Annotated in this window: 17 protein-coding genes and 1 tRNA gene; 6 read left to right on the forward strand and 12 right to left on the reverse strand. The window is 72.6% G+C overall.

The features are described 5' to 3' along the window. Positions 1–34: 34 nt before the first annotated feature. The 3 genes from AB0K60_RS08960 to AB0K60_RS08970 form a co-directional block, all read right to left on the reverse strand. Positions 35–2134 (reverse strand): NACHT domain-containing protein, encoded by a 2100-nt coding sequence (locus tag AB0K60_RS08960; protein WP_364050232.1) that lies wholly within the window; start codon positions 2132–2134, stop codon positions 35–37. A 163-nt stretch (positions 2135–2297) separates the two neighbouring features. Further along, on the reverse strand, positions 2298–3527 hold the full coding sequence (locus tag AB0K60_RS08965; protein ID WP_364050235.1) for a YcaO-like family protein: 1230 nt from the start codon (positions 3525–3527) through the stop codon (positions 2298–2300). Between the two features lie 452 nt (positions 3528–3979). Further along, positions 3980–4053: transfer RNA gene (locus AB0K60_RS08970), tRNA-Lys, on the reverse strand. A 98-nt stretch (positions 4054–4151) separates the two neighbouring features. Between AB0K60_RS08970 and AB0K60_RS08975 the strand changes: the two genes are divergently transcribed. Further along, positions 4152–5024, forward strand: a complete 873-nt coding sequence (locus tag AB0K60_RS08975; RefSeq protein ID WP_364050238.1) for a MoxR family ATPase — start codon at positions 4152–4154, stop codon at positions 5022–5024. Positions 5025–5055: 31 nt separating this feature from the next. Continuing rightward, the gene (locus AB0K60_RS08980; RefSeq protein ID WP_364050241.1) at positions 5056–6477 is read left to right on the forward strand and encodes a VWA domain-containing protein; all 1422 of its coding nucleotides are present in this window, start codon (positions 5056–5058) and stop codon (positions 6475–6477) included. A 24-nt stretch (positions 6478–6501) separates the two neighbouring features. Here the strand turns inward: AB0K60_RS08980 and AB0K60_RS08985 are convergent, their stop codons facing one another. After that, positions 6502–7272: a nuclease-related domain-containing protein gene (locus AB0K60_RS08985; protein WP_364050244.1), complete on the reverse strand. Its 771-nt coding sequence runs from the start codon at positions 7270–7272 to the stop codon at positions 6502–6504. Between the two features lie 204 nt (positions 7273–7476). Here AB0K60_RS08985 and AB0K60_RS08990 point away from each other — a divergent pair, with 204 nt between their 5' ends. After that, the gene (locus AB0K60_RS08990; protein WP_364050247.1) at positions 7477–8091 is read left to right on the forward strand and encodes a TetR/AcrR family transcriptional regulator; all 615 of its coding nucleotides are present in this window, start codon (positions 7477–7479) and stop codon (positions 8089–8091) included. Positions 8092–8100: 9 nt separating this feature from the next. Here AB0K60_RS08990 and AB0K60_RS08995 read toward each other — a convergent pair whose 3' ends face one another. From AB0K60_RS08995 to AB0K60_RS09015, 5 genes are all read right to left on the reverse strand, one after another. Beyond that, positions 8101–9258 (reverse strand): acyl-CoA dehydrogenase family protein, encoded by a 1158-nt coding sequence (locus tag AB0K60_RS08995; RefSeq protein WP_364050250.1) that lies wholly within the window; start codon positions 9256–9258, stop codon positions 8101–8103. Continuing rightward, positions 9255–10436, reverse strand: coding sequence for an acyl-CoA dehydrogenase family protein (locus tag AB0K60_RS09000; RefSeq protein ID WP_364050253.1), 1182 nt, complete (start codon positions 10434–10436; stop codon positions 9255–9257). The genes AB0K60_RS08995 and AB0K60_RS09000 overlap by 4 nt, the downstream gene beginning before the upstream one ends. 54 nt (positions 10437–10490) lie before the next feature. Further along, entirely contained in the window at positions 10491–11699 is a 1209-nt protein-coding gene (locus AB0K60_RS09005; protein ID WP_364050256.1) for an acyl-CoA dehydrogenase family protein, read from the reverse strand. Positions 11700–11701: 2 nt separating this feature from the next. Further along, positions 11702–12715: a phosphotransferase family protein gene (locus tag AB0K60_RS09010; protein WP_364050259.1), complete on the reverse strand. Its 1014-nt coding sequence runs from the start codon at positions 12713–12715 to the stop codon at positions 11702–11704. A gap of 92 nt (positions 12716–12807) precedes the next feature. Then, on the reverse strand, positions 12808–13374 hold the full coding sequence (locus AB0K60_RS09015) for a TetR family transcriptional regulator C-terminal domain-containing protein (RefSeq protein ID WP_364050621.1): 567 nt from the start codon (positions 13372–13374) through the stop codon (positions 12808–12810). A 54-nt stretch (positions 13375–13428) separates the two neighbouring features. Here AB0K60_RS09015 and AB0K60_RS09020 point away from each other — a divergent pair, with 54 nt between their 5' ends. Next, positions 13429–14562 carry an FAD-dependent oxidoreductase gene (locus AB0K60_RS09020; protein WP_364050262.1) on the forward strand — a complete coding sequence of 378 codons (1134 nt, stop codon included), beginning with the start codon at positions 13429–13431 and terminating at the stop codon, positions 14560–14562. 76 nt (positions 14563–14638) lie between these two features. On the opposite strand, the gene AB0K60_RS09025 is transcribed toward AB0K60_RS09020, so the two are convergent. Together AB0K60_RS09025 and AB0K60_RS09030 are read right to left on the reverse strand one after the other, a co-directional pair. Next, positions 14639–15502: a DMT family transporter gene (locus AB0K60_RS09025; protein WP_364050265.1), complete on the reverse strand. Its 864-nt coding sequence runs from the start codon at positions 15500–15502 to the stop codon at positions 14639–14641. 186 nt (positions 15503–15688) lie between these two features. Continuing rightward, positions 15689–16051 carry a VOC family protein gene (locus tag AB0K60_RS09030; protein ID WP_364050268.1) on the reverse strand — a complete coding sequence of 121 codons (363 nt, stop codon included), beginning with the start codon at positions 16049–16051 and terminating at the stop codon, positions 15689–15691. A gap of 290 nt (positions 16052–16341) precedes the next feature. On the opposite strand from AB0K60_RS09030, the gene AB0K60_RS09035 reads away from it, so the two are divergent. Beyond that, positions 16342–17319 (forward strand): DMT family transporter, encoded by a 978-nt coding sequence (locus AB0K60_RS09035; RefSeq protein ID WP_364050271.1) that lies wholly within the window; start codon positions 16342–16344, stop codon positions 17317–17319. A gap of 195 nt (positions 17320–17514) precedes the next feature. After that, the gene (locus AB0K60_RS09040) at positions 17515–18252 is read left to right on the forward strand and encodes a helix-turn-helix domain-containing protein (RefSeq protein ID WP_364050274.1); all 738 of its coding nucleotides are present in this window, start codon (positions 17515–17517) and stop codon (positions 18250–18252) included. Positions 18253–18338: 86 nt separating this feature from the next. On the opposite strand, the gene AB0K60_RS09045 is transcribed toward AB0K60_RS09040, so the two are convergent. After that, entirely contained in the window at positions 18339–22604 is a 4266-nt protein-coding gene (locus AB0K60_RS09045) for a hypothetical protein (RefSeq protein ID WP_364050277.1), read from the reverse strand. Positions 22605–22630: the final 26 nt, after the last annotated feature.

The following is a 22630-nucleotide window of genomic DNA, read 5'->3' on the forward strand; positions in this document are numbered from 1 at the left end:
CGTCATGGACCGCGGTCTGTCCAGCAACGGCGCGTCACAGGCGGGGCGTTGGCGGTGCCTGAGAGTGACCGGCGAGATGATCTCGGAACTCGGCGTTGCGGAACTGGTAGAACGGCCCTTCGGCGCGTAGCAGGCCGAGCTTGTGGGCGTCGTCGAGGAACTGCAGGGTTCGCAGCGGCAGCCGCCCGGCGGTGGCGAGTTCGGGGATCGTCAGGCGGTACGCCAGCCAGGCGTGGTGGTTGCCGAACATGAGCCCGAGCAGCACCCCCAGCAGTGCCCCGGCGATGAGCGTGGGCACGGGCTCCAGCCGGGCCCAATAACCCACCCAACCGGCTATGAGACCGACCATCAAGCCGCCGAACGCCCGGATGAGGGTGAGGTTCCGGTCGGCGTGCCAGCTTGAGCGCGGAGATCTCGGCGTCGTGGTGGCCGTGGGGTGTGCGGCCCACCTGATGAGGCCGACCCCGAAGACGAACCCCAGCGCGGCCGGAATCCCCACCCGGCATCCAGCCCCCAGCGCCCTGAGCAGGTCGGGCGGAATTCCTTTCTCGAAGGCCACGCAAACGGATGAGACCGTGCCCACGAGAGTCCCCAGGACCACGATCAGCAGCCCCTCTTTGAGGGAGCGCACAAGGACGAGACTCCGCCTTCCCCACCGGAAGTCGGCGTAGCCCGGCGATTCGGTGAACCACGATCTCATGGCGAGCTTGATGAGCAGTGCGCATCCCACGCCCGCCACCACCCCGGCCCAGGGCGTCTCCAGCGCCCCGCCGACCACGACGCCGACCGCGAGCCCGTACAGGACGGCGAGTCCCCACTGGACGCGGCGTGGCGGAGCATGACGCGTGATGTGCCACCAGCCGAGATCGTGGGTGCCGTCGCGGACGAGCAGCGTTGACAGGTAGGTGAGCCACCGGCGTACCTGGTCGGGCTTCCAGACGCGTTGCGGGTGGAACGGCTGATGCGCGTCGTCGGCGGGCGGGTGCGTGTCGATGAGCGCGGGGATGAGCACGTCGAACAGGTGGGCACGCAGGACGGCCGGATCCTGGAGCATGAGCAGGCGCTCCGGGGGGCATCCGGAGGCGATGTAGGTGGCGCGGACCAGCCACAGGCCCATCGGCGTCGAGGTGACCTCGGCCAGGGCGGGGGCCGATCCGCCGCGCAGGGCTTTGAGGAGGTCGGTCCAGCTGTACGGCGGTCGCTGGGGCAGGCACTGCTCCAGATAGTCGGCCGCCGCGTCGGCGGACAGGGGACGCGGTTCGATCACCGCGGCCGAGCTGAGCACGTGATGGGCGATCTCGACGGACTCCGCGAACTGCTGCGTCCGGGACGTGATGATCAACTGGTCGGACTCGCACATCGAGGTGTTGAGAGCGACGAGCGTCTTGCCGCGGGCGTCCTTGGGCAGTTCGTCGAGCCCGTCCAGGACGGGCAGGATGTGGCTGCGCGCGGCGAGCGCGCCGGGGGCGTCCGCCCCGTAGGCGTCGGCGCGCAACGCGGGATAGTCCGTGCGCAGGCAGTCCGCCACGAAATCCTGCAGCCGGGGGGTGACCTCGGTGTTCCACCGCGCCACCGACAGCAGCACCGGCACGGGATCCTCGGCGCCGCGCGTGCGGATCAGCTCCATCAGCAGTCGTACGGCCAGCGTCGTCTTGCCCGCCCCCGGGCCGCCGAGGATGACCAGCCGACGGCACCGCAGGGAACGGAACTTCTCCGCCAAGGCGGACACGTGGTCGGCGAAGCCCATGACCTCGGCGTCCCCGTCGGCGATGAGCCGGGGATGGTCCATCAGTTCCGCGTGCTCGGTCGAGCGCCACGGGACCGGGATGAGCTCGTCCCCGTGCGCCCACAGCACGGTCTCGTACTTCCACTGCTCCGTCACCAGGCCCGCGAGCGCCTCCTTGGCCTTCTCGATCTCATCGGTCGTGGGAGCCGGCGGGGCTTTGATGAACTTCCGCGACAGCGAGTCCGCCACCGACACCACGCCGGCCGCCGACGACACCAGGCTCAGGGCGCCGCCCAGTGTCTGGCTCAGAGGCAGCCTGCCCTGCAGCGCCACAATGCAGAACACGACGCCGAGCAGCAGGAGCAGGACGCCCAGCGTTATGGCCTTCCCGGGCGTCAAGCGGCTCAAGCGCGGGGCCACTCTTCTTCCTGCCATACAACCATTACTAGGTCGCTCTCCGCCGATACGTAAACTAACCGACCCAAAAGCGCAAGGTCGATAAAGAGAAAAATCAGCAAGTCAACCACGAATTATGAACAGGAGAATCCAGGAATAGGCAAAGGCGCCGTTCTCAGCGCACCCGCGCGGCCCGGCACCACCGCCGCCCACGGAGGCCGGGCAGGACGAGGTTGCCGTCGGTGACGAGCATGAAACGCTCCAGGCCGGGCACGACGGCGTGCACCGCGACGACCCTGCCGGGAAGCGCGGCCACGGTACGGCGGTACGGGGGATGTCCGCGTGCGGTCAACAGGGCGACCAGCCTGCGCACCTGGGCGCGGGGATGCTCCGGAGGCGGCCCGGCGCCCGCGGCGAAAGGCACCGTGACGGCTTCGCGCAGGTGCTCGGTGAGGTCGAACCGTCCGCAGGCGTGCAACTCCGGGTAGGCGGCGAGCCCGGTTAGGTCCGGCCCGCGTACGTGGGCCCCGGGCAGGGTCTCCCCCAGGGCGGCCTGCAGCAACTCGGTGAGGGCCCGCCAGGCGGCGTACCCGGGGCTCAGCGACGTGCCCGAGCCGCGCCGGGGCGGGCGGCTCCCGGTCGGCGGGGTGTAGGCGAGCATCGTGGGCACGCCGAGATCGCCGCTGATGTCCAGCAGGTGCACAGGCGTTCCCGTGGCCCGCTCGGCGGCCGAGAACGCGACCGCCGCCTCGGCGGGCAGCGTGGCGGGATCGATCAGGCGCAGGCGCGATTCGCCCGGACACAGGAAGGCCCGTACCAGGAGCAGCGAGAGGGCGTCGCGCTCGATGACCTCGTTGAGCGCGTGAAGCAGCGCCTCGGCGGCGGTGACGCCGATGGCCGAGCCGCTGTTGCAGCTATAGCGCATCAACGCGTCGTACTCACAGGTGTCCGCGGCCTGCTCGCGCAGTCGCCCGGCGTGGTGCTCCACGTACCAGGGGGCGAACAGGAACAGCGGCACGAGTATCCCCGGCCCCTGACCGAAGGGCCGGTAGCGGTGGCAGGCGAGCCTCCCCCGCAGCCCGGCCAGCAGCGGACTCCATGCCTCCTCGCCCAGCGGCCCGGCCGCGATGCGCGCGGGCTCGACCGTTTCGACCGTCTCGGGACGGTACCGGGCAGGACCCGTCAGGTAGTGCTCCAGCGCCTCGAACAGCGCACCCACCCGCGCCTCCTCGGGGTGCCCCTTCCCCATGCCTCGGGCCATCGGCGGCATGTCGCCGTCGGCTGCGAGGAGCCGGCACGAATACGCGGTCGGGTCGCCGCCTCCGCCCAGTTCGGTCAGTTCCGGCTCCAGGCCGAGTCGCGCGAGCACCGCGCCGATACGCCCGCCCGCCTCGTGGATTGACACCACCCGCTCCGGAGGGTGAGCCGAAAGATGGTGAGCATGGCCATCGCCGTCCATGCTCACCATCCGATCATCGAAGGCCCTCTGCCGGCCGTTCCCGCTTGGTGCGCCTCGCGTCGCGCAGCAATTCGTCCAGTCGCCGCCGCTCGGCCTCGGTCAGTTGCTGTCGGCGTCTGTCCAACGACTCAGACTTCAGATAGTCGGGGAACTCACCCAAACGGATCGCCTCCTTCTCTATGGGGCTCTATGGGGCCTATCTCGTCGGGCCTGCCCGGAACGCCCCCATGAATGCGCAGGTGATGTCATAAAACAACTCACGTGGCCACAAAAAGAACGTCACCGATGGCAAGGCCCGGCCCCGGCCTTGCAGCGTCCCTCCTGGCACCGGCCACAAACCGGCAGAAGCGCCGCTGGGCGGCTCGCGAGGTACGCGAACCGCCCAGCGGGAAAGCGAGTGCGCCGCCAGGGACTCGAACCCCGGACCCGCTGATTAAGAGTCAGCTGCTCTGACCAACTGAGCTAGCGGCGCGAACAACAGAAAGCGTAGCGCACCGGGCAGAGTGCTTGAACCAGACTCGGGGAGGTTAGGCTAGAACATCATTCGGGTCGGGTGTGGCGGGAGTCGGGATGACGTCGTGGTTCGCTTCGCCGGGTGAGGTTCGTACGCGCCTGGGCGAGGTCGGGTATCTGACCGACGAGCGGGCGGCGACGTCGGTGTTCCTGGCGGGGGCGCTGGGGAAGCCGCTGCTGGCCGAGGGGCCGGCCGGGGTGGGCAAGACGCAGCTCGCCAAGTCGGTGGCCGAGGTGACGGGGGCCGGGCTGATCCGGCTGCAGTGCTACGAGGGGCTGGACGAGGCGCGGGCCCTGTACGAGTGGAACTACAAGAAGCAGTTGCTGCGGATCCAGGCGTCCGGGGAGCAGGACTGGGCGCGGACGCACGAGGACATCTTCAGCGAGGAGTTCCTGCTGGAGCGGCCGTTGCTGGCGGCGTTGCGGCGGCGGGAGCCGACGGTGCTGCTCATCGACGAGACGGACAAGGCGGATGTCGAGGTCGAAGGGCTGCTGCTGGAGATTCTGTCCGACTATCAGGTGACGATTCCGGAGCTGGGGACGATGCGGGCGGTGCGCAAGCCGTACGTGGTGCTCACCTCCAACGCGACGCGGGAGCTGTCGGAGGCGCTGAAGCGGCGGTGCCTGTACCTGCATCTGGACTATCCGACGCCGGAGCGGGAGCGGGACATCGTGCTGGCGCGAGTGCCCGGGATCGAGGAGGGGCTGGCCGAGCAGCTCGCGCGGACGGTGGCCACGCTGCGCGGGCTGGAGCTGAAGAAGTCGCCGTCGATCGCCGAGACGGTGGACTGGGCGCACACGCTGATCGCGCTCGGGCGGGACACGCTGGACGAGGCGACGGTGGCGGCGACGCTCGGGGTGGTGCTCAAGCACGTGTCCGACCAGGAGCGGGCGGCCAAGGAACTGGGCCTGCCGGCGGTCACGGGCTGAGCCGGGGCCGGCGCGCGGCGAGGGAGCTTCGATGTCTCTTCTCGACAGGCATATCGGGTTTGTGGCGGCGCTGCGGCGCGCGGGGGTGCCGGTGTCGCTGGCCGAGGGGCTGGACGCGGCGCAGGCACTGCGGGTGATCGACCTGACCGATCGGGAGTCGCTCCGGGAGGCGTACGCGGCGACGCTGATCAAGCGGCCGGTGCACCGGGCGGGCTTCGACACGCTGTTCGACCTGTGGTTCCCGCCCGTGGTGTCGGGGCTCGCCGCCGGGCCGCAGGCGGGCGATCAGGACGATCAGGACGGTCGGGACGGTCGGGAAGCGTCCGAGGATCTGGAGCTCCGGGAGCCGGACTTCGCCACCGCCGAGGTGTCCGAGCTGCGCGACCACCTGGCCCGGCTGCTCGCGGGCGATCCGGACAGCCCGGAGCTGCGGCGGTTCGCCCGCGCGATGGTGGAGCGGTTCGGCGGGCAGCAGGCGTTGCCGGGGCGGCAGGCGTGGTTCTCCTTCCCGGTGCTGCGGGCGCTGTCGCCGGACACGCTCGTCGCGCGACTGCTGCAGGCGCTGGTCGGCGCGGATCGCGGCGGCATGGCCGAGCAGGTCGCGCGGCGGCGGATCGCCACCGGCATCCGGCGCTTCGAGGAGGCCGTCGCGGCGGACGTGCGGCGGCGCATCGCCGAGGACACCGGCGTGGAGCGGATCGCCCGCTCGGCCGTACGGCCGCCGATCGACCGGGTCGACTTCCTGCGGGCGACCAAGGACGAGCTGGCCAGGCTGCGGCGCGAGGTCCACCCGCTGGCCCGCCGCCTCGCCGCCCGGCTGGCGATCAAGCACCGGCTCGGCCACCGGGGCAGGCTCGACTTCCGCCGTACGGTTCGCACCTCGCTGTCCACCGGCGGCGTCCCCGTCGTCACGCACCTGCGCCCGCGCCGCCCGCATCGGCCCGAGCTGGTGGTGCTGTGCGACGCCAGCGACTCGGTGGCCGCGTTCTCGCACTTCACGCTGCTGCTGACGTACGCGCTTCGGGAGCAGTTCACCAAGGTGCGGGCGTTCGCGTTCGTGGACGCCGTGGACGAGATCACCCGGCTCTTCGCGCCGGGGACGGACGTGCTGGACGCGATCGGCCGCCTGGCGTCCGAGGCCGACATCAGCCGCTTCGGCCGCAGCGACTACGGCACGGTGTTCCGGCGCTTCGCCGAACGGTACGGCGAGGCCGTCGGGCCGAAGACGTCCCTGCTGATCCTCGGCGACGCCCGCTCCAACTACCAGTCGCCGGCCCTGCCGGTCCTGAAGGAGCTGGCCGAGCGCGCCCGGCACGCCTACTGGCTCAACCCCGAGCCCCGCTCCCAGTGGGACACCGGAGACTCCTCCGCGACCGCCTACGGCAGCGTCGTCCCGATGTACGAATGCCGGAACGTCGTCCAGCTCTCGGCGTTCATCGAGGACCTCGCCTAGCCCCCCAGACGACCCCGGCCGCCCCTAGGCGTGGCGCAGGACCCGGGCCGCCGTGCGGGCCAGCAGCTCCACCTGCTCGTCGCTGAGCTCGTCGTTCGGGTGGCTCATGATCCACCGGGCGATCCGGCGGGGATACAGCACCGTGATGCCCTCGGCGACCACGACGCCCCGCGCCTCCTCGCCGTCGGTGATCCTGCCCCCGTGCACGGCGAGCAGCGCGTCGGCCCGCACCGGCACCCCGGTCTCCTGTTCGAGCAGGTCGGACAGCTCGTCGGCGACCTTGATGAGCTCCTCGGCGACCTTCCCGCCGGTCCGCTCGCCAAGGAACAGCTTCGAGCCGTACCGGGCGATCTCGGTGTCGGGCGCCCACGCCTCGTTGTCGATCACCCACATCCCGCCGGGCCCGATGACCAGGTGGTCGATGGACGCCTTGCCGGGGATGGACCGCCCGGCGAGCACCCGGTAGCCGCGCCGGGCCAGGGTGCGGCGCAGCAGCCGCCCGGTGAGCACCTCGCCGCGGCGCTTGCCCCGCCACACGGCGGTCGATTCGTGGGCGCGCCAGGCGAGGTAGAAGTCGGCCCCCGCCGCGGCGAGCCCGCCGAGCAGCGCCATCCAGAAGGGGTTCAGGGAGAAGCGGATCGCGAGCAGGATGCCGCAGACGAACCCGACGCCGGCGATCACACCGCGTCGCTTCAGCCGCGCCTCGCGTGCCTCGGCCCACAGCTTCTCGTAGTTCCACTGCTCCGTGCCGTCGAGTTTGTCATCGCGCGACACATAGATCGATCCACCGGGCACGGCGGGCCCTCCTCGCCTAGGGCTCATTCGCGTGATGGGGCAGAAATACCCCGTACAACAAAGTGGGACAGCCAAGGTGATAAAACACAGCCTACAAGGCTAGGGTCCGATGTCAGAAGAAGCCCCTCGGCGCCACATCGCATATCACCCTCTTGTTAACCGACCAGTCGGTATGCTTAGGGGACGGGGCACGAGGAGGTCATTATGGCGCGCAGCACGGCACGGGTTTCCCGGCGGGACCCGGGCACGGACGAGCCGGTACGGCAGCGCCTGCTCGGCGAGGCCACGCGGCTGTTCGCCGAGCGCGGCTTCGAGCGCACGTCCGTCCAGGAGATCGTGGCCGCGGTCGGCGTCACCAAAGGCGCGATGTACCACTATTTCGATTCAAAAGACGATCTACTGAAGGAGATCTACGGCCGGGTGCTGCGCCTCCAGATGGAGCGGCTGACCATGTTCGCCGACGCCGAGGGGCCGGTCGCCGAGCGCCTGCACGCCGCCGCCATGGACGTCGTGATCACCAGCGTGGAGAACCTCGACGACACCAAGATCTTCTTCCTCTCCATGCACCAGCTCGCCCCCGAGGTGCAAAAGACCGTCCGCGCCGAACGCCGCCGCTACCACGAGCGCTTCCGCGACCTGGTGATCGAGGGCCAGCGCACCGGGGTCTTCAGCGACGCCGTACCGGCCGAGATGGTGGTCGACTTCTTCTTCGGGTCGGTCCACCACCTCGGCACCTGGTACAACCCCGACGGCCCGCTCTCCGGAGCCGAGGTGGGCCGCCACTTCGCCGACCTCCTGCTCGCCTCCCTGCGCCCCTGACCGAACCGATCAGGCCGGGGCGGGCAGGTCGGCCAGCGTGGCGAGGGCCGCGCGGTGGTCGCCCGGCGTACCCAGGGCGATCTGATCGGCCTTGGCGCGCTTGAGGTAGAGATGGGCGGGGTGCTCCCACGTCATCCCGATGCCGCCGTGCAACTGGATGCACTCCTCGGCCGCCTGCACGGCCACGTCGCCGCACCAGGCGGCGGCGACCGCGATCGTCGTCTCGACCTCGACACGGGACTCCTCCGACGCGCCATCCGACCACAGCACGCCGCCGGCGAGGGCGTCGGCGGCGGCCCGCGCCGCGGCGCGGGCCTGGACGACCGCGAGCCACAGGTCGGCGAGCCGGTGCTTGATCGCCTGGAAGGAGCCGATCGGCCGGGCGAACTGGTGGCGCTCCTTGACGTAGGACAGCGTCGTGGTCAGGCACCATTCGGCCACGCCGAGCTGCTCGGAGGCGAGCAGCCCCGCCCCCGCCAGCAGGGCCCGCCGTACGGCCTGCGCGTCGGCGACCACCCGGGCGGGCGCCGACGACAGCGCCACCGTGGCCACGCGCCGCGTGAGGTCGAGCGAGGTGACGGGCTCGACGGCGACGGCGGCGCGGTCCACCGCGTGCACGGCCCCGGCGGCGGGCACGAGCAGCACGTCGGCCGCGTCCGCCCCGGCCACGCCGGTCACCCGCCCGGTCAGCGCCCCGCCGGGCCCGGCCTCCACGCTCTCCGGCACCCCCCGGTACGGCGAGGCCGCCAGCGGCACCGCCACCGCCGCCGTGACCTCCCCGGACGCCACCGCGCCCAGCAGCTCCCCGGCCTCGGCCGCGTCCGAGCCGAGCAGCGCGACCGTGGCGAGCACCGAGCTGGTCAGGAACGGCACCGGCGCGACGGCCCGCCCCAGCTCCTCCAGTACCACCGCGGCCTCACGCGACGACGCCCCAGCGCCGCCCGCCTCCTCCGGCACCAGCAGCCCGGCCACGCCGATGTCGCGGGCGAGCGTCTTCCACAGGCCCGTGTCGACGGACGGGCCGTCCTCCACCCGGGCGAGCACGTCGGCGGGGGCGCAGGCGTCGGCGAGCAGGTCGCGCACGGCGGCCCGCAGCTCCTCCTCGATCTCGCCGTACAGCAGGGAGGCCGAGCGCTCCGGGCTCGCCCCCTCGGTCGGTGCGTTCATCGCGGAAGGTCCTTCCAGGGCACGTCCTTGTCGACGCGGGGTTCGGCGGGCAGGCCGAGCACGCGCTCGGCGATGATGTTGCGGAGGATCTCGGAGGTGCCGCCCTCGATCGAGTTGCCCTTCGCCCGCAGGTAGCGGTAGCCGGACCCGCGGCCGAGGAAGTCGACGCTCTCGGAGCGGCGGAAGGTCCAGTCGTCGTACTCCAGCCCCTCCTCGCGCAGCAGCTCGACCTCAAGTCCGGTCAGCGCCTGGTTGATCCGCGCGAAGGCGAGCTTCACCCCCGACCCCTCGGGGCCGGGCTGCCCGGCGGCGAGCTGCTGGCTGAGCCGTACCCCGGCCAGGCGGGTGACCTCGGCCTCGACCCACAGCCGCAGCAGCCGCTGGTGGAGGTCGTGGGTGCGCAGCTCGGGCCGGGCGCGCCAGGCGTCGGCGACGATGCCGATCGCCCCGCTGCCGCGCCGGGGCGCGCTCCCGCCGCCGATGGCGACGCGCTCGTTCATCAGCGTGGTCGTCGCGACCCGCCAGCCCTCGCCGACCGCGCCGAGGCGCAGCGTGTCGGGAAGCCGCACGCCGGTGAGGAACACCTCGTTGAACTCGGCCTCGCCGGTGATCTGCCGCAGCGGGCGCACGTCCACGCCGGGCGCGGTCATGTCGCACACGAAGTACGTCAGGCCGCGGTGCTTGGGCACGTCCGGGTCGGTGCGGGCGACGAGGATGGCCCAGCGCGCGTGGTGCGCCGACGACGTCCACACCTTTTGGCCGTCAACGACCCATTCGTCCCCGTCGCGTACGGCGCGCGTGGCGAGCGTGGCGAGGTCGGAGCCGGCGCCGGGCTCGCTGAAGAGCTGGCACCAGATCTCCTCGCCCGTCCACAGCGGGCGCAGGAAGCGCCGCTTCTGCTCCTCGGTGCCGAAGGCGAGGATCGTCGGGGCGGCCATGCCCAGGCCGATCAACTGCCGCCCGACGTCGAGCTGCGGGGTGCCCGACAGCTCGCGTTCGACGACGCCTTGCAGCTCACGGGGTGCGCCGAGGCCGCCGAGGCCTTCGGGGAAGTGCACCCAGGCCAGCCCGGCGTCGAAGCGGGCGCGCAGGAACTCCAGCCGTTCCATGCGCTCGGGATCGTGCCCGTCCAGGAACGCCCGGACCCGATCCTTGATCGCCGTCTCATCCCATGTCACGACATATCCGCCTTTTCTCGCGAGAAGGTGCGTCTCCCCAGCTCACGCCCCAGATCACGACGCCATGTGCTTCTTGAGCTCCCGCCACGCCAGCGAGCGCTTGTGCACCTCGTCCGGCCCGTCGGCCAGGCGCAGCGTACGGGCCGCGGCCCACAGCCCGGCCAGCGGGAAGTCCTGGCTGACCCCGCCCCCGCCGTGCACCTGGATCGCCCGGTCCAGGATCTCCTGAACCGCCTTCGGAGTGGCGATCTTAATGGCCTGGATCTCGGTGTGCGCCCCCCGGTTGCCCACGGTGTCCATCAGCCAGGCGGTCTTGAGCACCAGCAGCCGCAACTGCTCGATCGTGACCCGGGACTCGGCGATCCAGTCCTGCACCACCCCCTGCCGGGCGAGCTGCTTGCCGAACGCCGTACGCGCCAGGGCCCGCTCGCACATCAGGTCCACCGCGCGCTCGGCCATGCCGATCAGCCGCATGCAGTGGTGGATGCGCCCGGGACCCAGCCGGGCCTGCGCGATGGCGAACCCGCCGCCCTCCTCGCCGATGAGGTTCGCGACGGGCACCCGTACGTCCTCGAACAGCACCTCGGCGTGCCCGCCGTGATCGGCGTCGGAGTAGCCGAACACGTGCATGCCGCGCTTCACCGTCACCCCGGGGGTGTCGCGCGGCACCAGCACCATGCTCTGCTGCCGGTGCGAGGCGGCCTCGGGGTCGGTCTTCCCCATCACGATCATGATCGCGCAGTTGGGGTTCATCGCGCCGGAGATGAACCACTTGCGGCCGTTGATGACGTACTCGTCGCCGTCGCGCTCGATGCGGGTGGCGATGTTGGTCGCGTCGGAGGAGGCCACGTCGGGCTCGGTCATCGCGAACGCCGAGCGGATCTCGCCGCGCAGCAGCGGCTCCAGCCAGGTACGGCGCTGCTCCTCGTTGCCGAACATCGCCAGCACCTCCATGTTGCCGGTGTCCGGCGCGGCGCAGTTGGTGGCCGGCGGGGCGATGCGCGGGCTGCGGCCCGTGATCTCGGCGAGCGGCGCGTACTGGAGGTTGGTGAGCCCCGCGCCGTGCTCGCCCGGCAGGAACAGGTTCCACAGGCCGCGCCTGCGGGCCTCGGCCTTGAGGTCCTCCAGCAGCGGCGGCGTGCTCCAGCCCGACTCGGCGGCCTGGGCGTCGAACTCCGCCTCCGCCGGGTAGACGCACTCGTCCATGAACTCCAGGAGGCGTTTGCGCAGCTCCTCGGTGGTGGCGTCGTAGCCGAAGTCCATTGTCAGTCCTCCTTCAGGGCGTCCAGGCCCCGATCGACAAGTGGGACGGTCTGGTCGCCGACCGTGTCGAATCCATCGCCGACCGTCAGACCCTGGGTGAAACGGAAGTAAATGCCCTCGGAGATGACCGCGAGCTTGAAGCACGCCATGCCGACATACCAGCCGAGCCTGGACAGATCCCTGCCCGACGAGGTCGCGTAGCGGTCGGCCAGTCCCTCGCCGAGGCCCGCCATCTCGCTGTAGAGCAGGAACAGCGCCAGGTCGGTCAGGGGATCGCCGAGGGTGGACATCTCCCAGTCGAGGACGGCGTTGATCCGGCCGCCGTCCCCGATGAGGGTGTTGCCGAGTTTGAAGTCGCCGTGGACGATCGAGGCATGGCCCGCGTCCTGCGCCGGAATCGTCGCCGCGAGGCGCTCGTGCAGGTGGTCGATGCCGGGCACCTCACGGCTGCGGGACGCGTCCAGCTGCCGCTTCCACCGGCGTACCTGGCGCTCCAGGTAGCCCTCCGGGCGGCCGAAGTCGGCGAGGCCGAGGGCCGCGTAGTCCAGCGAGTGCAGCAGGGCCAGCACGTCCGCCAGGTCGAGCACGATCTTCCTGACGTCCTCGTCGCCGGTGGCTTCGGGGTCCGGCTCGGCCCGCCCGGACATGTCGGGGGCGCCCGCGTACAGGATCCGGCCGGGCACGTACTCCATGACGTAGAAGGGGGCGCCCACCACCTCCTCGTCCCGGCACAACGCGTACGTGCGGGGCACGGGCACCCCCGAGCCGGCCAGGGCGGTCATGACCCGGTACTCGCGGCCCATGTCGTGGGCGGTCGCGAGCACGTGGCCGAGCGGCGGGCGGCGCACCACGAGCACGGTTCCGGCGGCGTCGCGCACCAGGTAGGTCAGGTTCGACATGCCGCCCTGGATCACCTGCGCGGCGATCGGCGGGGTGGCGATGCCCTCCCGCTCCAGGTACGCCCCCAAACGGGCCAAATCGAGTCCCGGCGGATCCGCCGGCAGATTGTGCGACATGCCGCTCCCTGCTTCCCGACGCTCCCTGTGAGCGTACCGACCGGACGGTATGCTGTCGATACGGGGGTACCCGATACGGGCCGGGGGAACGGTCAGCGGCCCAGCATCCCGGCGAGCACCTCGCGAATGCCCCGGCGCAGGTCGTCACGGCCGAACGTCTCGCCCGCGCCCGCGATGGCGTCGAAGAGCAGGCCGTCCAGGAAGGCGACGAGCTGGTGGCCGTGCCGTACGGGGTCGGCGGATCCGGCGGCGGCCAGCAGATCGGCGGCCATCCGGCGGTAGGAGCGGCCGGCCTCGTCGTAGACCTTCCGCAGCTCGGGACGCCGGGTCGCCTCCAGGGCCAGCTCGTAGCGCGCCACGGTGGCGACCCGGCCCGCGGTGAGCTGCAGGTGCGTGAACTCGGCCATCATCGCGGCCAGCGCGTCGAGGTCGGGCGCCGTCTCCGGGGCGCCGATCGCGGCGATGCGGGCGAACTCCAGCTCGGTCATCCGGGTGAGGGTGAGCTCCAGCAGGGCGGCCCGCGTCCGGGCGAGGTTGGAGGTCGAGCCCGGCGGCAGCCCGGCCGCCTCGTCGACGGCGCGGTGGGTGAGGCCGCGCATGCCCCGCTCGGCCAGGAGCGCGATGGCCGTGTCGGCGATGAGTTCCGCCCGAGGGGTCATCACGGCCTCAGACTACACCTGTAGTAGACTACAGGTGTAGTAATAGGAGGGATCATGAAACACGCGGTGGTGATCGGCGCCGGGATCGGCGGGCTCACGGCGGCGGTCGCGCTCGAACGGCGCGGCTGGAAGGTGACGGTCTGCGAGCGGGCCTCCACGCTCGAACCGGTGGGGGCGGCGCTCGCCGTCGCGCCGAACGCGCTCACCGCGCTGGACGCGCTCGACGTGGGCGAGGGGGTGCGCAAGCTGTCGGCGCTGCAGGGCGACACCGGGTTCCGCCGCGCCGACGGCCGGTGGATCTACCGGACCAGCGCCGAGGCCATGCTCGAACGCTTCGGGCAGCCGACCGTGCTGCTCATGCGGTCCGAGCTCGTCGGGCTCCTGCTGGACCGCCTCACCCCCGGCGCGCTCCGCCTGGGCACGACCGTACGGCACGCCGACCCGGACACCGGCCGGGTGCGGACCGACCACGGCGACCTCGACGCCGACCTGGTCGTCGCGGCCGACGGCATCCACTCGCCGACCCGCGCGGCCCTGTTCCCCGATCACCCCGGGCCCGTCTACTCGGGCCAGACGAGCTGGCGCATCGTGGTGCCGCGGCCGGACGTCGCCCCCTTCGCGCTGGGCGAGCTGTGGGGCCGCGGCCTGGTCTTCGGCATGGCCTCGCTGGCCCGGGGCATGATGTACTGCTACGCCACCGCCCCGGCCCCCGCCGGTGCCACCGCCCCCGACGAGCAGGCCGAGCTGGCCCGCCTCTTCGCCCGCTGGCCCGACCCGGTCCCCCGGCTGATCGCGTCGGCGACGCCGGACACGGTGATCCGCACCGACCTGTTCTGCGTCGACACGCCGCTGCCCGCCTTCCACCAGGGCCGGATCGCGCTGCTCGGCGACGCCGCCCACGCGATGACCCCGCACCTGGGCCAGGGCGCCTGCCAGGCGATCGAGGACGCCATGGTGCTCGCCCACGCCGCCTCCGGCGGCGACGGCCTGCCCGGCTACACGGCCGCCCGGCTCCCCCGCGTCACCAGGATCGCCCGCCGCTCCCGGAGCATCGGCCGGCTGGCCTGCTGGTCCAACCCGATCGCCGTCGCGGCCCGCGACCTGGCCCTGTCCACCGCCGCCCGGCTCGCCGCGAACGCGGCCGTACGGCAACTCGACGAGGCCTTCACCTGGCGTCCGCCCGCCTGAGCGCGGCGCCGCGGAAAGCGCGAGGCCCCCGTCCTCCCGGCGCGGGAGCGGGGGCCCGGTGCGGGATCGACGCCGCTTACGGCACCGTGACGGGAACGGGGGTCGCGGTGGTCTTCTGGGCGTGGAGGTGGTCGGGGGCCATGCGGCCGAGCATGACCGTGCCGACGATCAGGACGCCCGAGGCGAGGATCGCCGGGATGACGTTGCCGACGCCGGTCGGCACCGGCTCGCCGAGGAGCAGGACGCCGGCGAGGATCGAGGTGACCGGGTCCACGACCTGGACCACGGCGTACGCGACGCCGAAGTAGCCGACCGCGTACGACTTCTGCAGCAGCACCACCGCCCAGACGAGCAGCACCGGCACGGCGAGGGTGAACCAGTGCAGCAGGCGGCTGAAGTCGCCCTCCAGGCCGCCGCCCACGACCCGGACGAACGTGGACACCGACGCGGTGACCGCCCCGGCGGGCACGGCCAGGGCGAGGGCCTTGGCCGCGCCGGTCAACCGGCGGGCGAACAGGTAGCAGACCACGACCACCAGACCCACGACCGCGATGAACCCCACGGCCTCCCGGTTGGTCAGCACCGGCGTGACGTTGTGCGTGGGCACCAGCATCATCAGGCCGAGCAGCCCGGCGGTGACCGCGATCGATCCGATGATCTCCAGGCGGTGAGGGCGTCTGCCGTACAGCATGGCGGCGAGCGGGACCGCGAACACCAGCGTGGTCACGCTGACCGGCTGGATCACGATGAGGGGCGCGAAACTGAGCGCCACCGCGTGCAACGTGGCCCCCGCGAACCCGATGGCACCGCCGATCCACCAGCGCGGTCGTTTCACCAACTGGAGCGTCGCGCCGTCGGCCACCGCGACGTGCTGCTGGAGGGCGGCGCCGAGGGCGTACCCCAAGGCGCCGACCAGAGCGATCGTTATCCCCAGCAGCATCATCGGCATCCCTCATCGAGGAATGCGGGCACGAAGGCACAAAGGGACTTCGATCGGGTCATGGGGAAAGCTTACGGGCTCGATCCCGCTCTTCAGGGTGGAACGGCTGACTCCCTACCCCATTCGTGACCTGGTGACATTGCTCCTTTCCCGCCAGGCACGGGGTTTCCGCCCGTCCGCTCGATGTCAGGATTTTTCGGGGCAGACGCAGAAGAGGTGGCCCTCGGGATCGGCGAGGACGGTCCACCGGTCCCCGCCCGGCTGGAAATCGGGCTTGGTCGCGCCCAGGTCCAGGTACTCCTGGACCGCCTTGTCCACGTCCGGGACGCGGAAGTCGAGGTGGAACTGCTTGCCGGGACCGGGCCACTCGGCGGGCCTGCGGTCGGGGACGCGGCCGAAGTAGATGTTCATCGCGCCGTCGGTGATGCCGGCGTACTCGTCCTCGGCGTACTGGATCTCGAAACCGGTGACCTTCGAGTAGAACTCGGCCAGCCGCCTGGGCTCGGCGCAGTCGATCGTCACCGCGAGGAGCTTCGCTTTCGTCGTCATGCGGGCCATGCTGCCGGTCATACCTGCCAAGGAGTGTCAGGTAAGCCGCCTGAAATTTCAGCGCCGGACCCAGAGCCGGTACGTCCCTGACGGCGTTAACCGGTGGTTCCGGGAAACGGTGGTCGGCTAGCCTGACCGCATGCGCTCGATCATGTCCCCGCCGATCTCTCCGCCGCCCGCCCGCTAGCGGGCGGAATCTCTCGATGAAGCCGGGCCGGTCGTCGGTCCGGTGAGTGGTTGCTGCCCGCGCACAGCGTTCGCCGGCCGACCACTCTCCCGGAGAGAGATCCATGACTCGTGTGCAGTCACCCCTATCCGTCCGGCGGGGGTTTGTCTATGTATGTATCGCCGCGGCCGCCTGGGGAACGGGCGGCCCCGCGGCGTCGATGGTCTACCAGACCAGCGGGCTCGGCCCCGTGACCGTCTCGTTCTGGCGCTTCGTCTGCGGCGCGCTGCTGCTCGCCACGGCCCTGCCCTTCACCGCGCGTGCCGCCCAACCAGGCGCCGCCTCCCCCGTCGGGCCCGCCCCCAGGCGGCGGGGCATGCTGCTGCTGATCGGGCTGGGCATGGCCGTGTCCCAGGCGGCGTACCTCGCCGCGATCGCGGAGATCGGCGTGGCGGTCGCCACCGTGATCACGCTGGGCGCGAGCCCGCTGGTCGTCGCCGCGGGGGCGCGCGTCCTGCTCGGAGAGCGGCTGGGCCGTACGGGGGCGGTGAGCATGACCGTCGCCATCGGCGGCCTGCTCCTGCTGATCACCCCCGGCGTGCCCGCCGCCCCCGCGCCCGGCGCGTCGCCGACCCTCGGGGTCGGCCTCGCGCTGCTGTCCGCCGTCACCTACGGCGGGGTGACGCTGCTGAGCCGCGCCTTCCCCGCCGACCCGTACGGCACGGCCCTGTGGAGCTTCGTCGTCGGCGCGGTCGTCCTGCTCCCGGTCGCCGCCGTCCAGGGGCTCCTGCCGGGCCGCGCCGCCGCCGAGACCGCGGCCCTCATCGCCTACCTGGGCGCGGTCCCGACGGCGCTGGCCTACGGGCTGTTCTTCGGCGGCCTTTCCGCGATCCGGGCCACCACCGCCTCGGTGCTGTCCCTGATCGAGCCGCTCGCCGCCACCGCGCTCGGGGTGCTGATGTTCGGCGAGCGGCTGACCCCGGCGGGCGCGGCGGGCGCGACCGCCCTGCTCGTCGCGGTCACCTGCCTCGCGCCGCGGAGGCCGGAGAACCCGGCGCGAGCGGCGGGCGAGCCTCACACGAGGATCGATGACTCCACGTGATCGGTAAGTCACCTATGGCTCCGGTGGCCCTGGGGTTCCCCTCGACCCTGGTGGTAGGAACGGGTGGGGCGGCCGCGGCTGGGGGGGTGGGCGATGGGGCCCGGGGCGGAAGATGTCGTCGGCCTGAACGGCGGGAGTGGCCATAAGGGTGCGGCCGAGCGTGGGGGCGAGCGTGGGGCCTGCGTCGGCCGGGGGGTGCTGCACGGGGCCTTCGCGGTGCTGGAGGAGCTGGCTCGGCTGGAGGAGGCGGGTCTGACGCAGCTCGCCATGGCCACCGGCCTGCCCAAGACGACCACCCACCGGCTGCTGGGCCGGCTCGCCGACCTGGGCGTGGTGCACCGCGAGGACGGCGGGCGCTACCGGATCGGAGCGCGGACGTTCCGTTGGGGCCAACGCTGGGCACCCGGCCAGGTGTTGGGCGCGGCCGCCGTGCGCCCCCTGCGGCGGCTCGCCGCCGCCGGAGGCAGCGCGGTGGTCGTGGTCAGGGACGGCGACGATGTCATCGTCGTGGCGGGGATCGCGGACCCGGCCGTGGACCAGGTTTTGCGGTTGCGTCCGGGGGTGGCCCTGCCGGCGACCGGCACCGCCGAGGTCATGCTGGCGGCGTGGGATCCCGCGTCGGCCGTACCCCCGCCCGGCCGGAGCGGGCCGCAGTGGCGTCCCGGGGCCGCGCGGTCGCGCCGGGTCGACGACGCGACCGCCCGGAGAATCGCCGTCGGCTTCGAGGCGACCCCGCCGCCCCTCGGATGCGTGGCCGCACCGGTACGCGCGCCGACCGGAGCCCTGGTGGCCGCGGCGGCCCTCGTGGTGCTCGGTACGGGCCGCCTGCCCTCGCTGGCGGACGCCGTGCGGGACGCCGCGGCGCGCATCAGCGCCAACCTGACCGGCGTACCGGGAGCGGGCCGGGCGCTGAGCCCGCTGACCGGGCGTTGAGCCCGCTGACCGGGCGTTGATCCCGTCGGCCGCGCACGAACACGCGGCCCGGCGGGAGTGCCCGCCGGGCGCGGCGTGCCGCCCGGCTACGCGTCGAAGTCGATGACCAGCCTGCCCAGACGGGCACGGAGCGGGACGCCGTCCGCGTAGGCGAGCCGCTCGGCCACCGGAATCGTGCGCGGACGGCCGCCCGGCGTCGGCGTGGACTCCTCGACGACCATGGTCTCCTCGGCCGTCCCCGGGTCGGTGCGGTAGCGCTCCCGCTCCTCCACCAGGAGCCGGTAGCGCAGGCCGATGTCCACCTCGGCCGGTGGGATGGTCGCGGACCACTGGAAACCGGCCCCGGCCGCGCCGCAGGTCAGCTCGGCCTTGATCTCGGTGTCCGCCCAGTCGAGATCTTCGTCGCTGATGAAGGGGCGCCGCTGGACGGTCGCGGTGACGCGGTGGCTCGCCGCGACGGCGGGAAGGCCGGAACCGGCCTGTGCGCCTGACTCGGTGGCGGCGGCGGGCCCGAGGAGCGTGACGCCGAGCCCTCCGTCCGGGGTCTGTTCCACCGTCAGCGTACGGCGCGGCACCGGTTGGGCGAACTCGGCCTGCACGACGGCCGACAGCTCCAGGCCGGTCAGGGCGTGCGGCTGGTAACGGGCCAGGGCCGGCCGCAGATACGGGTAGCAGGCCGACTCCCGCCCGGCCGGGCCGAGGTCGATGTCGACATCGACGAACCACAGCCCCTTCTCCGGATCGAACGACGGGTCGTACGCCACGACCGCCGCGATCAGCTCACGGCCCGCCCCGGACTCCGCCAGCCGGAGCCCGGCGGGGGCGGCGACGGGGCCGGGGAAGTTCACCGGGGCCGGTGGGGGCAGCACGGTGGCGTCGGACCAGATGGGATCGGTGCCCCAGCGAGTCGTCAGATGACCGGGCAGCGGGTCTCCTTCGGGCGGGTCGAGGACGATCGCCAGCAGTTCGTCGTCGCCGGAGGAGAACCACGGCCGATCCAGGTAGATCCGTACCCCGGCCCCGTCGCGCACCGTCACGAGCCGCCCGTTCTCGCGGTCCTCCTGCCGGCTCCACCGGAAGGTGGGCACCAGGTACGACGGCGTCGGCGGCTCCGGCCGCCTGCTGGCGGGCACCGGCCAGCCCCGGCCGGACGGTCCCGTGCTCGGCTCGCCGACGCTGGTGACGAGCTCGGGCCTGCCGGTGATCGACGGGTGGAAGTACTCGCGGAACCGGGTGGTGGCGGTCGGCCGGTAGGCGACATTGCGATGCAGCGTGTCGCCGAAGTCGTGCCGGACCCGGCCCCCGGAGCGCGGCAGCCGTACCTCGTCTTCATCGAAGTACGACAGCTCCACCCTGCCGACGTGGGCGTGCTCCTCGATCCGACGGGGGGCCGGCTCGGCGGGATCGTCGATCCAGCGCGTCCAGGTGGCATCGATGTCGACGTGCCCGGTGCTGCGGGCATGCGCCCGCAGCGTGCCGCCCAGATCGGCGAAGGTCTGTTCCGGCTCCCGCGCGAAGCGCAGCGCGTCGAGCGCGGGCGGCCGCAGCGGACGTTCCACGGCGTGCACCAGGCGGATCTCCGTGTACGGGCTGAGCAGCCAGTTCAACCCGGCGGCGGTCTCCTCGGCGATCAGCGCCCGCTGGGCGTCGGTCAGGTCCCGCCAGAAATCCGAGGCGAGCAACCGCCGCCAGACGGGGAAGAGGCCGAGGTCGCCCGCCTCAAGCCGGCAACTGAGCCGTACGGTGACCATCTCGGCCTTGGGCAGGAACACGGTGAGCCGCCGGGGAATGCCTCGCCACCGCGGCTCCCCGTCCCCCTCTTCGATCCGCAGCGTGAACGGCGCGGCGTCCGGCCAGGTCTCGTGAAAGTCGTCGTAGAACGGGATCGGATAGATCGGCGGCGCGCCCGGCAGGCCGTACAGCGTCACGCCCCGGGCGAGGACGTCGGGCAGGTACGGCAGGATGAGCTCCGCGCCGGTGTGCACGACGAACTCGCCGGACTTCAGCCCGGCGCCGCGCGTCACCGGCAGCGGGGTGACCGGCTCCGGGTCGGAGGCGTCGTGCTTGGCGACGGCGATCTCCTTGAAGAACAGCAGGTCGCGGGTCCGGCGCGGATCGTCGGCGTGGCTGACCACGGTGTCGAGGAACGTGCCGGCCTCGCGCGAGGCCGCCGCGAAGTACCTCTCGCGCACCTCCTGCGGCCGCTCGCCGCCGATGGCGTCGTCGAACCGGCCGTGCCGCTCGGCCATCTGCAGCGACGTCTTGGGCGGGGCGACGAACCGCTCGTCGAAGTCCGCGTACCGGCGGCTCAGCCCGTCGGTGGCGGGCGGGCGGTCCGTGTGGCCGGGGACGTCCCGGCGTTCCAGCGCCCACTGCCAGGCGGGCACGTCCCGGCCGTCGGCGGTGACGGTGCTGCGGATGACGAGGCATTGGCTGGATTCGCCCTCGTTGAACGCCTTGCTCTCGACGATGACCGGCTGCGGGACCGGCTCCCACCGCGAGTAGGTGATCGGCGGCGACAGCGCGGACTCGGGCGCCGTCGCGGTGGGCCCAAGGGCATTGCCCGCCAGATCCACCACGCGGGCCCGCAGCCGGTAGGTGTGCCCGTACCGCAGCGCCGGCAGCGAGCCCGGCACCGGCGTGAACTTGGTGTCGAGCGGGAAGTCCGCGTCAACCTCCGGGTCGGCGACGACCGGCCTGCCGAACCGGTCGAGCGTCCGGCCGGGCGGCGGGGCGGCCAGGCTCCAGCCGTCCCAGCCGAACAGCGCCTGGTGCACGTACAGCTCGTCGGCCCTCATCGCGTCCCGGCTGACGGCGCTCGCGCGGACCGCGCCCTCGTCGTCGGCGATCCCCTCGATGCGGTACGGCGGCTGCCCACCCCGGCGGATGAGGTAGGAGCCCCGGCGGCGGCACAGGGACAGCCAGCCGGTGACCGTGCCCGCCGGGCCGACGGTCCCGACATCGACGCGAAACCCGCGGACCAGGTGCCCGGCGTGCAGTTCGGGAACCGCCCCGCCCGCTCCCGCCCGGTGCGCGGCGTCGTCGCCGATCCGCGCGGCCAGCCACGCGTCCCGCCCCTTGTGGAAGACGGTGAGCCCGGCGCCCTGCAGCGCCGTCGTGCCGGTGCCCAGGTGCTGCGCGCTCGGTTGGCCGCTCGGCCCCGACAGCCCGTGCATGCGCTCGATCAGCGCGGTGAAGTCGGCCGCCTTGATGGCCGCGCCGTCGATGTCGAGGTCGGTGACCATCCAGTCCTGGCCGCCGAGACCGAGCCAGCCGTGCTGGACGGGGTGCCCCGGCGGTGACGCGGCGGTGAAGCGCAGGCCGGCGGCGTAGTCGAACAGCGTCCACGGCCGCAGCCGATCGGTGTCGAACGGCGCGGCGATGTCCTTGAACGCCACCCGGAGCCTGCCGGTCGCGGCGAGCCCGGCGGGGACGGGGACCACGAGATCGAGTACGAGCCCGAGCCGGCGGCACAGCTCCGGATAGTCGGCCAGGAAGCCGCAGACGCCGTGGAACTCCACGTCGGGAGGGTCCGGCCGGGGCGGGGCGACGGCCTCCGGGCCGCCGTCGCCGCCCGTGGGCTTCGGCCGGTCGTAGAACCGGACGGCCTCCGCCAGCGCGAACCTCGTCTCGTCGCCCTGGTAGGCGTCGCTCGCCCGATCGACGGTGCCCGGGCGCAGTTGCGCGGCGAGGGGGCCGGAGGTGCGGGCGTACGGCGCCACGGCGTCCCCGCCGCCGGACCGGCCGATCAGGCCGTCGATGGCCTGGTAGGCGGCCTGGGGGTCGCCGGTGAACCTGCGCATGTCCGCGACCACCGGGATGCCGCGGACGAGACCGGTGTACGGGTGATACCAGGGCCGGGGCGGAGGGTCGGCGAGGCCGCCATTCCCGGCGCCGTACTCGCCATCGCCGTTTCCGGGAGGCGTGAGGCGCTCGGCGACCACGGCCTTGCCGATCTCGTCGTACAGCGTGGCGACCCGCTCATGGACCAGCGCCGCGGGGAACGAGCGCAGCAGCCGCACGGGCGGCGGCCCGGAGGCGGCGGCCGCCAGGGAACGCGATCGTACCGGCGAGGCGGGCGGGAACATCGTCCCCCACAGGTCCGAGTCGGGGGCCGGCGACCGGGGGTCGAGGTGCGGGACCACCGGCTCGGCGTGCCCGTCCCACACGACGCGCAGCGCCGGCAGCACCGTCTCGCGCAGCGTCTTGGGCCAGTCGACGAACTCTGCGACGTCGTCGAGCCGCCCGCGCGGGGCCTCCAGCCGGGGGCCGACCGCGACGGACAGCCGTACCTCGGCCGGCCCGGCCACACCGGCGGGCAACGCCGTCCACAGAACCTTGAACGCGCTCATGTCCGTACGCTCCGCTCACTCGGCTC

The organism is Thermopolyspora sp. NPDC052614 (genome assembly GCF_040678635.1).
Classification (GTDB): domain Bacteria; phylum Actinomycetota; class Actinomycetes; order Streptosporangiales; family Streptosporangiaceae; genus Thermopolyspora.